The sequence below is a fragment of the Anaerobium acetethylicum genome (genome assembly GCF_900096945.1).
GTDB lineage: Bacteria > Bacillota > Clostridia > Lachnospirales > Lachnospiraceae > Anaerobium > Anaerobium acetethylicum.
The window spans coordinates 66,899-79,885 of sequence record NZ_FMKA01000006.1; the positions used below are offsets into that span (position 1 = coordinate 66,899).

Below are 12,987 nucleotides of genomic sequence, written 5' to 3' on the forward strand. Positions count from 1 at the left end.
ATGGGGTATTCATATAAGACTTATACAGATACAAAAGAAGTGATGAAAAAGTATGTTAATGCGAGAGAAGGTGAAATCATCTACAGTATTGGAAAAACAAGGTTTATGGCACTAGCAGGTGAAGCAGGTGCAATCTACAAAGTAGGCAATTCAGCACTTGTAAATACTGAGGTTTTTGAAACATATTTGGAACAGTTTCATGAGCCATCAAGATCACTGCCAAAGCATATCTGGAAAAAGTTGCAAGAATCAGATGGTGATAGAGATAGTCCACATAAATAAAACACACCAATAATTGGTGTGAAATAAGTAAAATACACCAGTATAGTTTCTATCCAGATAATTGCATTGAAGTTATTATATACATGTTCCCAGCGAAAGCAAGGAACATACAACTTAATATCAGTTACAAAGTTAGAGTAAAAGTTCGGGGTATCTGCCTGGAAGGTTCAAGACCACTGTTATCACATTAGTAGTTCGAAGGATTGAAAAATGAAGAACGAGAAGCAGGGCACAAGCACGGTAAAAGGATTACAGATATTGCGAATGGATAATAAACCATGAAGGTTGAGAGGTTCAACCTTATCCTCGAAATGGCAATAGAGGAGATAGTGTTACTTGCAAAATAGTAAGGCGTCATGAACGCATTAGGCGGCTCATTTGTAACTCCCGGGATGAGAACATTCCTTAGTGTACGGGGCAATAGGGACTTGAAACAGTCAACGTACACCTTACATAGCAAAAGCTATGAAAGATAAGGAGAATGCAAAATGATAGGAATTATTGTTATAGCTATTATCATTATTATTCCACTATTTTCATGTGCTAAATCAGCGGGTATTGCAGACCAAAGATTAGAAGAATTTCATGATGCATTAATCTTCAAAATGGAGGATAGTGCGTATGAAGGTCAAGGAGAAATCTAATAGCAGAGATAGTGATGCAGAAAAGAAGATAGAAAAGGATTTGAAGTCATGTATGAAATGTCATTTCTTTTGGGGGAATGATAGTCGATGCATAACCAATCAGTGTTATAAGGAAAAGAAAGAAACAGTTACAAATAAGCAAAAGAGTGAATGTGATGATTGTCCTTATAAACAAAACGATTCTTACTGTTTCCCATGTATGAAGAAAATAATGGGGATGAAGGCAGATGAAACAGATGTGGAAAATCAAAGAAAATATTAGGAGGAAGAGACGAATGAATATTAGTAATTTAGAAGTGATTGGCATTGATCATGGCTGGTCAATGATGAAGACAGTATCGCAGGTATTTGTTACTGGAGCAAAAGAAATAAGAACAGAGCCAGCCGTATTCGATGATGTTTTGGAATTGGATGGTAAGTACTACAAGGTTGGAACTCAGAGACAGGAAGTTAAAGATAGAAAGACAGATGATGAATCATTCTTACTATTGACTTACGCATCCATTGCAAAAGAACTAAAGCGTAGAGGAAAAACAAGTGCAGATGTATTCCTTGCAGTTGGACTTCCACTCACAAGATTTGGAAGTGAAAAAGCGGACTTCATTCATTATCTTACAGCAAGAAAAGAAGTTACTTTCTATTATGAGACAGTTTGCTACACAATCAGAATTGTGAATGCGGCAGTATTTCCACAGTGTTATGCAGCAGTAGCAGATAGGATTCTTGCTTTCAAGAAAAAGACACTGATTGTTGATATAGGTTCTTGGACAATAGATATTATGCCAGTGATTAACAAATCTCCGGATGAATCCAATTGCATTACGATTCAAAGAGGGTTGATAACCTGCATGAGGGCAATAAACGAGAAATGTGTCAGGCTCTATAATGGAGAGATTGATGAAAGCGAGTTGCAGAATCTTATGCGATATGGTGCAGATTATGCGAAAGATGAAGAATACTATCAGGTTGCAAAAGACGAGATTGAAGCTTTTGTAGAGAAAGTATACAACTCCATCCGAGAATATGGCTACAACCTAAAAACCACACCAATAATCTTTGTGGGTGGGGGTGCAGTAGTTATGAAGAATTTTGGCAATTATGATGAAAAGAATATTTCTTATATTCTTGATATCAAGGCTAATGCAAGAGGATATGAGGAACTTGCTGATATTGGTCTTAGAAATATGAGAAAGAAAGCTTAGAGGAGGTGCATATGGCTAATAATGTTGTTTTCAATAGTATTCGTATGAATATGAATAATCCTCAACACGTAAAGGTAAATGCAGTTCTTAGCAATCTGGATAACAATGTATGTAAATCAAAAAATCAAATGATTATTGATGCGATAGAGTTTTATATTGATCATTTCGGAAAGGAAGAATTTACGGCAATATCTGAAGAAAAAGCTTCAAGATTTATTACAGTAGATGATTTAGAGAAAGTGAAGGCAGAACTTACTGAAAGTGTTTTGACAGAAGCAAGAAGAGAAGTAATAAGACTTCTTGGTACTGCTGTTTCTGGAAGAGTGATTATAGATTCAGAAAAAATAACAGTTCCAGTAGAAGAAAGCCCAAAGGTTAAGGATGATGTGGTTGTATCAGATTTAGCGACTGGTTGGATGGAACAGTCTTTTGAAGGAATGGATGAATAGGAGGGAATGCAAATGTTAAGAAGATTTTTCGCCGGATTAGGCATGATATTGTTAGCAATATTAAAAGGAATCGCTTGGATTTTATTAAGCATATTAAACCTTGCGCTAGGAGTGGCAAAAATCTTCCTTCTTTTGCTTGGATTAGTTGCAAGATTATTTCTAGCATTTGTCAGAATTGGTACACCCTGAGAGGAGGTGAGACTATGAAGATTATGACTTTTGCTGCATACAAAAAGTATCGTCATTTGATGAAATACTTTTTTGCAATGCGTAAACTAAGTGCAGTATAATAAGGAGGAAGACATGAACAGAATACGGGATGTACCTTAGAAGTGTCCCGTGCAACTTAATAGATGTTCACATTTGTAAGTGTGGACAGGCACGGAACACAGAGCCTATCCCACTTACGGAGAGGATAGGTGAAGCAGATGAAAAAGATGATGATTATCATTTTATCCGTAATGGTTTTGATACTTGCAGGATGTTCAAGTAAGAATGCAGAAAATGTGGCTACTCAGAAGGAAAGTGTTACAGAAATACCAGCCTCCACGGAAGAACCTACAGAGAAGCCTACTGTGGAAGAAAAGAAAGAAACGGAACAGCTTACAGAAACAGAACCACCAAAGCAAGAAGAAAAAACAACTGTAGCAGATAATTCTAATACAGAAAGTACCAAGATAAAGACTGATAGCACTCAATCAGACAATAAGAGCAACGAGGCAGAACAGCCAAAGGATGAACCGAAAGAAGAACCAAAAGTAGAACAGCAAGCTCCAGTACAGCCAGCAAAAGCAGATTACAGTCCAGCAAATGTTGTCAGTTTGGCAACAGCTAAGACAAAGGCTGCTGGTAAAATACTTCTTACTGATAATCTTGATAGCTTGTTAGCAAATGGAAGTATTTCGCAGGAAGAGTACAATTCATATTATCCTTATGATGGAGCAGGCTATTACAGCGTGTATGTGCAGACCGACTTAAATACGGCAAGTACAACATCAGGAAGACTTCTAGGTTCGGAAGATGGAATTGCTCAGTATATTGCTGAAATGTTAGCGTGCGAGTCTGGACCATACTTTTTGATTGAATACGTCGGTGTCTATACCAATGGAAGTGGAGACTTTTATGAGTTTAGGTGCTACAGAGCATAGTGACAATTAAATGAACAATATATAACAGGTTAAAGCCAAATACTTTAACCTGTTATTTTTTTGCTCAAAAACAAGGAGGTAACAATTTTATGAAACAGAAATGGAAGCGAATTATGGCAGGTTTCCTTGCTATATTAACTATTTTCACAACCCTGTTTTCAAATGGTACAACTGCATTTGCAGCGAGTGCCAGTGCAAAGATTTCATTCTGGAATGCATCTACAAATTCATCGGGTGAAGTCAGCGAATTGAAAGCAGGATATAATCATGGAAAAGTCTTGTATGCCATGATTGATGGGCACACGGGGTATTGCATGAACTTCGGTTTATCAGCTTCGGGTGGTCAGTTAATGAACAGTTATGATAATGCAAGTACAAGTTTAAGTGCCCAGCAGGAGAAGTATTTATCTTACTGCCTTTATTATGGCTTTAGTTCAACGGATGTATCAGCACCAAGCAATGGTCAGTGTAATGAGTATATTGCAACACAGGCTATGGTTTGGATTATTGCAAACGGTATTTTCGGGACAGCGAGTGCAGATTCGGCAGCTAGTAAACTGTGTGCAACAGCACCAGACTCAACAGCTTCTTATAATTACTACACGTCATTAAAGAACAATATCAGTGCATCTTACAATGCGATTATTCCAAGTTTTGCAGCATCTACACAAAGTGGTGCACCAACTTACGAGTTGAAATGGAACGAAGGTAATCAGAGATTTGAACAGACATTATCAGACAGTAATGGTGTGTTATCCGGTTATGATTTTTCAATCAGTGGTTACAGCATTGATAAGAATGGCAACAGTATGACAATCTATTCTAATTCAGTAAATACAACAGCTACAGCAGGTTCATTTACTTCTAATACTGGCAAAGTCAGTGTAGACGACAGCTGTGTATTCTGGCTGACTGGCAAAGCTGGAGATCAGGAATTTGTATCAGAAGTTCCAAGAGCTGATCCACTTCATGCGTATCTGAAAGTAAAAACAGAAAACATCGGATATGGAGAAATCTATAAAAAAGATGTGGCAAGTGGTGTTTTACTTTCAGGTGCAGTATATGGAATCTATTCTGATAGTGGATGCACAAATAAGGTGCAGGAATTAACTACAGATAGTAATGGGTATGCGAAGTCAAAGGCACTTGTTGCTGGGACCTATTATCTGAAAGAAATTAAAGCACCAAACAAATATGTGATCAGCAATAAAGTCCATACCTTAACTGTAAAAGCAGGCCAGACAACAGGTGTGACAGCTACTGATAAGGAACAGCTAGGGGCAATCACCATCTGTAAGGAAGGCGAAGTACTTTCTGGATGGAATGGCAGCAACTTCACTTATGAGAAAAAGTATTTACCTGGTGCTACTTTTAAAGTGACAGCTGGTGCAGATATTTACAAGGCAGATGGAACAAAGGTTTATAACAAGGACGATGTAATCAAAGAAGCTGTGACAACAGGCATTGATGGCAAAGTCATTGTGACAGACCTTCATCTTGGAACTTATGTGGTAATAGAGACAGGTACGATTGATGGTTACACAATCAATACAACACCTCAGACTGTAGATATTCAGTATAAGGACCAGACAGTAGATATCCAGTATGAAGCAACAAGCATTTACAATACCAGACAGAAAGGCCAGGTATCAGTAGCGAAAAAGGATTCTGATACAGAAAATCCGCTAGATGGTGGTAAATACACTTTATACGCAGCAAATGATATTAAGAATTATGCAGGCAGTGTCATTGTAACAAAAGGCACAGCACTCCAGACAGTTACTACTGGGGAAAATGGTGTGGCAGCTTATACAGTAGATATTCCAATTGCAAATGGCTACTATATCACAGAAACACAAGCACCATATGCTTACACGAGAAACCAGAGAGACACTTATAGCTTCAATTTCAATTACTTGTCAAACACAACACCTACAGCAACATTCAGCCATACTTTCAAGAATGACAGAACAACTGCAAAGATTCATATCTATAAAGTAGATAAGGAAACAGGAAAAGCAGTTCCACAGGGAGATGCGAAGTTAGAGGGTGCAGTTTACGGTCTTTATGCAAGAAATGATATTTCACATCCAGATGGAGCAACAGGTATCATTTTCAAAGCAGGAGACTTGATAGCAACACTTACAACAGACAGTAAAGGCGAAGCAGAGGTAAAGAACCTTTATCTTGGCAATTACTATGTAAAAGAGATTGAACCATCAGAAGGTTATCTGTTAGATGAAGAGGAACATGATGTTATCTGTGATTATGAGAATGATCTGGTAGCAGAGGTTTCAAGAAGTACAAAGTCAACGGAGCAGGTTATCAAACAGCCATTCCAGTTAATCAAGGTATCTGATAATGGGGATGATACAGAAGAACCACTTCTTTCAGGAGCAGGCTTTACTGCATTTCTGAAATCATCATTGAAGGTATTAGAGAATGGCAGCTATGATTATGACAATGCAACAAAAGTTCTGATTGGCTCTAATGGAGAGACAACTTTGTTTACGGACGATAAGGGACATCTTGTAACACAGCCAATTCCTTATGGAACTTATATTGTATTGGAAACAGTAACACCTCACAACATGGAAACAATCAAACCATTTGAAGTGAAGATTGTAGAGAACCATCCAACAGAGCCACAGACATGGCGTGTATTCGTGGATCGAGAATTTACAGCGAAGCTTCGTGTGGTAAAGCAGGATTCCAAAACTGGAAAGACTGTATTAGTTCCAAATGCAACATTTAGGATTTACAACATGGATAAGAAAGAATATATAGAACAGATTACAACTTATCCTACCAAAGTAAAACACACCACATTTTCAACAGATGAAGATGGAGATTTGATTCTTCCTGAGAGTTTGAAGTTAGGCAACTATCGTATTGAAGAAATTGCTGCACCTTTTGGTTATGTGATTAACGAAACTTATATCAAAGTAGTGGTGGATTCTGATACAGCATATGAAGTAGATAGTGACACTTATGAAGCAATCATTGATGCAGTGTATGAAGATGCACCAGCACTTGGAGAATTGACAGTAGAGAAAAAGGGTGATGTTCTTACTTCTTATGAAGGTGGACTATTTGCGTCTGAAAATGAGAAAGCCTTTATCTACAAAGAAAGTTCTCTTGCAGGAGCTAAGTTTGAAGTATATGCGGCGGAAGACATTTACACCAATGATTATCAGTTAGATGAGAATGGTGTAAGAACCAAGTATTATACAAATGGCGAGTTGGTAGCAACACTTGTTACAGGTGAGGATGGCAAAGCCAAACTTGGAGATTTACCAATGGGAAGCTACAAAGTAGTAGAGGTAGAAGCACCATATGGCTATGTTTTAAACAAAGAAGCACAGGTGGTCACATTCACTTATGTGGATGATAAGACACCAGTAATTTATGAATCTGTCACATTCACAAACGAGCGTCAGAAATTGTCATTATTTGTTGACAAGAAAGATTCTGAAACGGAAGAAGGTATTCCGGGAGCAGTATTCGGACTATATGCAGATGAAGACATTAAGAATGTGGACGGTAAAGTCATTGTAAGTGCAGGTTCTTTACTAGAAACAGTAGTATCCGATGAAAATGGTCATATTTCATTCACGAAGGATTATCTATTTGGCAAGTATTATGCAAAAGAAATGGAAACACCAGCGGGATATGTATCTTCTGAGGAAGTAGTGACTTTTGATGCACAGTACAAAGGTCAGGAAGTTAGTATTGCAGAGTATGGTTCGGTATTCTTAAATACACCAACTACTTTTGAATTTACCAAAGAGGATATCGCAAGTGGAGCAGAAATTAGCGGAGCAACCCTTACTGTTACAGATGCAAAGGGTAATGTCATTGATACTTGGACATCGAAATCAGGAGAGGCTCATGTGATTAAGAGACTTGTTGTAGGAAAAACTTATACTCTTCGTGAAGACTATGCACCTTACGGATATTTAAAGGCAGCGGAATCTACTTTTACAGTAGAAGACACAGAGAAGATTCAGTGTGTTGTTATGAAGGACGAAGTTCCAACTGGAACAATCATTCTTAACAAGGATGGAGAATTTGTAACAGATACCACTCTTGTAAAAGAACATTGGTATGATTTCGTGTTCAATTACTTTAAAAAGAGTCTTGCTGGAGTCACCTTTGAAGTATATGCAAAGGAAGATGTGGTAAGTGCCGATGGGCTTGGAACAATCAGCTACAAGAAAGATGAATTAGTGGCTACCATTGTTACCAATGAAAAGGGATATGCAACCTTAGAGAACCTTCCACTTGGTAAATACTATGTGGTAGAAACCAAGACAATTGAAGGATTTGTTTTAGATTCCACACCAAAGGATGCAGAACTTTCTTATGTGGATCAGAATACAGCTGTCGTATATGCTGGAATGTCTGTAACCAATGAAAGACAGAAGGTACAGATTACTGTTATTAAGAAAGATGCAGAAACAAAGGAAGTATTAAGCGGAGCAGCATTTGGATTGTTTGCAAAAGTTGACATTGTAAATGCGGATGGTGAAGTAATTGTAAAGGCTGACACCGAGATTGAAAGAGCAGTAACGGGAAAAGACGGTAAGGTAACATTTGTATCAGACCTTCCACTTGGAAAGTATTATGTAAAAGAAGTGGAAGCACCAAAGGGATATGTGAAATCAGACATTACCTATGATGTGAATGCCTCTTATCAGGGAGATTCTATTAAGGTATTAGAATTTGAAGCTGAATTTACAAATGAGCCAATTAAGGTATACTTCACGAAGACAGATATTACAGGAGAGCATGAATTAGAAGGAGCAGTACTTTCTATAATTGATGCAGATGGAAAAGTAGTAGAGAAATGGACTTCTGGAAAGAAAGCACATCTTATCGAAAGACTTCCTATTGGCAAGTATATCTTAAGAGAAGAAACTGCTCCATTTGGTTATGTAATCGCCAAAGATGTTGAGTTCACAGTAACGGAGATAGCAGATATTCAGAAGGTTTCTATGAAAGATGAAGCAGCTGTTGGAAAGATTATCATTGAGAAAACGAATGCGGATACTGGCAAGGCTTTAGCTGGTGCTAAGTTCGAGATTCGTGATAAGGATGGTAAAGTAATTGAAACCTTAATCACTGACAAAAACGGTCATGCAGAATCACAAGAACTTGCTATTGGCACATTTAAAGATGGCAAGTATGAAGCGGCAATCACTTATTATGTGGTTGAAGTTGAGGCTCCAAAGGGTTATATCCTTGATGAAACAGTAAAGGAAGTAACTTTTGAGTATAGAGATGGCAAGGTTGGGGTAATAGAATACAAGCTTGCTGTCAGCAACAAACCAACCGAACCGAAGTTACCACAGACAGGCGATAACTTCAATCCTTGGCTTTATGGAGGTATCGGGGCAGTTGCACTTACGCTTGGTGTAGCGGCACTCTTTTGGAAAAAGAAAGAGGATAAGGAAGAAGCGTAGAAAGAAATAGGAACTATTCACACAGGGAGTTACAGGCCATTGCTTATAGCTCCCTATTTCAATGTCAGGAGGTTAATTATGTCAGACAACATTAGTATTTATCTTCGTAGTAATGCAGAAGGTGTAATCAGTATCAGCATTGATATTCCGATTGGCCTAGTTCAGTCAATGAAGACAAAGAGCGTGGCAGAACCAACGGAAGTATTAATGAGTCAATTAGCAGAGAATTGGATGAGTTCAGAACCATCCAACAACAATTAGGAGGATTTTATTATGATGAATTATGAGATTTTTAAAGAGGTAGTAAAAGAGAAGTTTATGGATTTTTTACCAGAACAGTACCAGAATATGAAGCTGGCAGTAAATCCCACAGAAAAGGTGAATCATACAGTAGATGGACTGACATTAATGGGAGAAGGGGTAAGAGTTTCGCCTACCATCTATATCAACAACATGTATAAGCATTACAAAGATACAGACAATCTTGAGTTGGTATTAACTGATGCAGCAGCCATGATGGAAAAAGCCATGAGAGAAGCTCCAGATAATGTCCCTTCCCTTGATATGGAAAGTGCAAAGGATAACATCGTATTCCAGCTTGTAAATACTGAGCAGAATAAAGCGCTTCTTGAAGATGCACCAAACAGAGCCTTTCAGGATTTGTCCATTATTTATCGCTGGGTAGTGAAGGTAGAAGATTCTGGCATTCAAAGTACTGTGGTTCATAATTCTCTAGCAAAGCAGCTTGGCATGAGTGAAGATGAAATGTTTAAGGCTGCGGTAGAGAATACCAGACGAATTTTCCCGCCAAGAATCAGAAACATGAATGAGGTAATTAAGGATATGTTTATGAAGGATGGAATGCCACTTGAAATTGCAGAAATGATGATTGGAGAAATTCCTCCAGAACAGTCTATGTATGTGATTTCTAATGAGCAGGGTATCAATGGAGCAATCTCCATGTTATATGAAGATAAGCTTCATGCATTGGCGGAAGATTTAGAAACAGACCTCTATATTATGCCCTCATCTGTGCATGAAGTCATCGCAGTAAGCTCTAATATGGGTGATCCAAATGAACTTGCTCAGATGGTAGCGGAAATCAATATGGATCAGGTATCGTTAGAGGAAAGATTGTCGAACCAGGTATATCACTATGACAAAGATTTGAGAAAACTTTCTCTTGCAACAGATACTCCAAATAAGCGTTTGGATGGAATTGTGGCAGAGCCTAAGTTGATTTACTCAGCTACAGAAAAGTCCAGATAAGGAGGTTATTATGGAGCAGGAGATGACAATGCAGGAACTGATTGCTCTGATGAATGACACTGATGGAGAACTTTTAATCCATGTTGAGTTCGGAGAGGAGGCTGATGTGGATGGGGAAGAAACCAGAAGTACAGAATGAATTCGGACTTGATGTGGTATCAGTAAGATTAGTAAAGGATGCGCCTATTTTTTCGGAGCATCCTTTTACTTCTCCAACAGAGACAGTTGCAGTTCTAGGGGAATTAATGTCGGAATTTGACCGAGAGGTGGTATGTGTAATAAATCTTCGTTCAGACCTAAAACCAATCAATGTACACTTTGCAAGTATTGGTGCATTGAATGAAGCAATGGCACATCCGAGAGAGCTGCTAAAAGCAAGTATATTGTCAAATGCAGCAAGTATTATGCTGGTTCACTCGCATCCAACCGGAAACCTCACACCAAGTAAGGCGGACACTATGATGACAGACAGGATGAATTCTGTATGTGAAATGATGGGAATCCCGTTAGTGGATCATATTATTGTCGGGGGCAAGAATCGTGAGTTTTTTAGCTTTAAGGAAAAGGGAATGATTAAGAATCCCAATATTCATCTTGCAACAGACTATAAAACATTTGATATGAACTCACCATTAGTTGCGGAAAAGGGAAGAGGCAGGTGATAAGGATGGATGACAGATATACAGAGGGAGAACTACGAGTGGCGAAGAGTGTTGACCTTACAGCGGTTGCTTCACAGTTAGGCTATACAGTAAAGCGTGTTGGAAAGTATTACACTTTAAAAGAAATGGATTCCATAAGAATCTATGATAAAAGCCACTGGTATCGTTGGTCGAGACAGTATGACAAAGGGAATAATGGCGGTTCTCAGATTGATTTCTTACGAGTGTTCTGTGGTATGGATGTTAAAGAAGCAGTATTTTGGTTATTAGATTTTGCAGGGTATAGAAGAATACCCAATGCTACTGAAAAACCAAAACTAAAATATCAGGTGCCCACTCAAAAAACAGAAGAGAGAAAGCCATTTGTTTTGCCTGAACCATCTGCTGATAATTCATATCTGTATGAATACCTGAATCGGGATCGAGCTATTGGTAAGGCAGTAATAGACTATTTTGTAAGTCAGGGGCTGATATACGAAAGCAGGCATTATCATAATGTAGTGTTTCGAGGAAATGACAAAGCGGGAGTCACTAGATTTGCCAGTATGAGAGGTGTTTTTGACAAAGAAGGAAAACCTTTTAAGTGTGATGTTGCAGGCAATGATAAGCGATATGGTTTCAATGTTTCTAATGAGGACAGTACGCAGCTGATTGTTTTTGAAGCTGCAATAGACCTTATGAGCTATGTTGATATGTTTGGTGATTACGAGAGTAATAAACTAGCTCTTGGAATGCTGTCTGATGCACCTCTTGAAACATTCTTGGAAGAACATCCCAAGGTAAGTTCAATCAGATTTTGCTTAGATGCAGATGCACCAGGGAGAAAAGCAAGCGATGAATTGACAGTGAAATACTACGGTCTAGGGTATGATGTGGAAGATTGTCCTCCACCAGAAGGATTTAAAGATTATAATGAATGGCTTGTTGCATCAAAGGTGAAAGTGAACTCAAAAAGTACGACCATTTCAGGTAGGTGAACTTAAAAAGTAAGACCACTATACCAAAAAGAACTTAAAATATGCGACCACATTAAGAAAGCTTGAAATAAATATCTATTTATTATTAGAAAGTGAACTTAAAAAGTGAGACCATTTTGGGCAGGTGAACTTAAAAAGTAAGACCACAAGCGCAAAATGAACTTGAAAAGTGAGACCATGTGGCAATATAAAGGGGTTTTAGGGGAATTTGTCCCCTGACTAGGAAGCAGAATGGATGGATATCCAATCTGCGTATCTAGCCATGCTCAGGGTATTAGCACTGGGCAAGAGAGCCATGATAATTTTAACTAAACACGGATAAGGAGGTGTACTTGTAGCGATGGACAGAGAAGATTTACAAGGAACAAAACCAGTAGAATTATCTACAGTAGAATCACTACTAGAATTCCAAAGGAACTTTGAGACAGGATTTCATTTTACAGATAAAGAGGCAGAGATTATTATTGATTACTTTGAAGGCCATGATTATGTGCTTGGTCATGTGGAGGGTGTTCATTTTAGAGGAGACTTAGCTGACAAAAAAGAGGAGACTGTTTGGGAAGAATATTCAATGGATGATGTTATTGATCTTGTATGTGAATGGAATTATGAGTTTATCTTGGATATTGATGCCGAAAGGCAAAATGCTAGGGATATGATTGAATTTGGAAACATGCAGAGCCGCTATGACAACTTGAAATCGGAAGAACAGGTGCTTGATAAGCTATTTGATCAGACGAAGTATGGAAAACAAGTAGAAGAGTTAGCGGTGAAACTTGCGGATGAATTGATTACTAATTTGTCACAAGGGAAGGACATTAGCGATACAGTACAAAATATTACGACTGCATTTCCAAAGCAGGAAGTAAGTGCGAGAGCGAGGTGATTA

General features: G+C 38.2%; 14 protein-coding genes. All 14 read left to right on the forward strand.

Features of this window, described 5'->3' with window-relative positions:
* The 14 genes from BJR36_RS07370 to BJR36_RS07420 all read left to right on the forward strand — a co-directional run bounded on the left by BJR36_RS07370 (window position 1) and on the right by BJR36_RS07420 (window position 12,984).
* Window positions 1-282 carry a DUF6462 family protein gene (locus tag BJR36_RS07370; RefSeq protein ID WP_169823620.1) on the forward strand — a complete coding sequence of 94 codons (282 nt, stop codon included), beginning with the start codon at window positions 1-3 and terminating at the stop codon, window positions 280-282.
* Window positions 283-770: 488 nt separating this feature from the next.
* On the forward strand, window positions 771-926 hold the full coding sequence (locus BJR36_RS20240; RefSeq protein ID WP_169823621.1) for a hypothetical protein: 156 nt from the start codon (window positions 771-773) through the stop codon (window positions 924-926).
* Window positions 904-1,188, forward strand: a complete 285-nt coding sequence (locus tag BJR36_RS07375; protein ID WP_091232262.1) for a hypothetical protein — start codon at window positions 904-906, stop codon at window positions 1,186-1,188. The genes BJR36_RS20240 and BJR36_RS07375 overlap by 23 nt, the downstream gene beginning before the upstream one ends.
* On the forward strand, window positions 1,154-2,128 hold the full coding sequence (locus BJR36_RS07380) for a ParM/StbA family protein (RefSeq protein WP_330387848.1): 975 nt from the start codon (window positions 1,154-1,156) through the stop codon (window positions 2,126-2,128). Before BJR36_RS07375 ends, BJR36_RS07380 begins: the two co-directional genes overlap by 35 nt.
* 11 nt (window positions 2,129-2,139) lie before the next feature.
* On the forward strand, window positions 2,140-2,577 hold the full coding sequence (locus BJR36_RS07385) for a hypothetical protein (protein WP_091232265.1): 438 nt from the start codon (window positions 2,140-2,142) through the stop codon (window positions 2,575-2,577).
* Between the two features lie 12 nt (window positions 2,578-2,589).
* Window positions 2,590-2,766: a hypothetical protein gene (locus BJR36_RS20245; RefSeq protein WP_169823622.1), complete on the forward strand. Its 177-nt coding sequence runs from the start codon at window positions 2,590-2,592 to the stop codon at window positions 2,764-2,766.
* Between the two features lie 239 nt (window positions 2,767-3,005).
* On the forward strand, window positions 3,006-3,725 hold the full coding sequence (locus BJR36_RS07390; RefSeq protein ID WP_091232382.1) for a hypothetical protein: 720 nt from the start codon (window positions 3,006-3,008) through the stop codon (window positions 3,723-3,725).
* An 89-nt stretch (window positions 3,726-3,814) separates the two neighbouring features.
* Window positions 3,815-9,190: a SpaA isopeptide-forming pilin-related protein gene (locus BJR36_RS07395; protein WP_091232268.1), complete on the forward strand. Its 5,376-nt coding sequence runs from the start codon at window positions 3,815-3,817 to the stop codon at window positions 9,188-9,190.
* Window positions 9,191-9,268: 78 nt separating this feature from the next.
* Window positions 9,269-9,451, forward strand: a complete 183-nt coding sequence (locus BJR36_RS07400; protein WP_091232271.1) for a hypothetical protein — start codon at window positions 9,269-9,271, stop codon at window positions 9,449-9,451.
* A gap of 12 nt (window positions 9,452-9,463) precedes the next feature.
* Complete coding sequence (locus BJR36_RS07405) at window positions 9,464-10,459, forward strand: DUF5688 family protein (RefSeq protein WP_091232274.1); 996 nt, start codon at window positions 9,464-9,466, stop codon at window positions 10,457-10,459.
* 10 nt (window positions 10,460-10,469) lie between these two features.
* Entirely contained in the window at window positions 10,470-10,598 is a 129-nt protein-coding gene (locus tag BJR36_RS20870) for a hypothetical protein (RefSeq protein ID WP_278276582.1), read from the forward strand.
* Window positions 10,570-11,121, forward strand: coding sequence for a JAB domain-containing protein (locus BJR36_RS07410; RefSeq protein WP_091232277.1), 552 nt, complete (start codon window positions 10,570-10,572; stop codon window positions 11,119-11,121). Before BJR36_RS20870 ends, BJR36_RS07410 begins: the two co-directional genes overlap by 29 nt.
* Before the next feature lie 5 nt (window positions 11,122-11,126).
* Window positions 11,127-12,098, forward strand: a complete 972-nt coding sequence (locus BJR36_RS07415) for a DUF3991 and TOPRIM domain-containing protein (protein WP_091232280.1) — start codon at window positions 11,127-11,129, stop codon at window positions 12,096-12,098.
* A gap of 340 nt (window positions 12,099-12,438) precedes the next feature.
* Window positions 12,439-12,984 carry a hypothetical protein gene (locus BJR36_RS07420; RefSeq protein WP_091232283.1) on the forward strand — a complete coding sequence of 182 codons (546 nt, stop codon included), beginning with the start codon at window positions 12,439-12,441 and terminating at the stop codon, window positions 12,982-12,984.
* The last annotated feature ends 3 nt before the right edge of the window (window positions 12,985-12,987 follow it).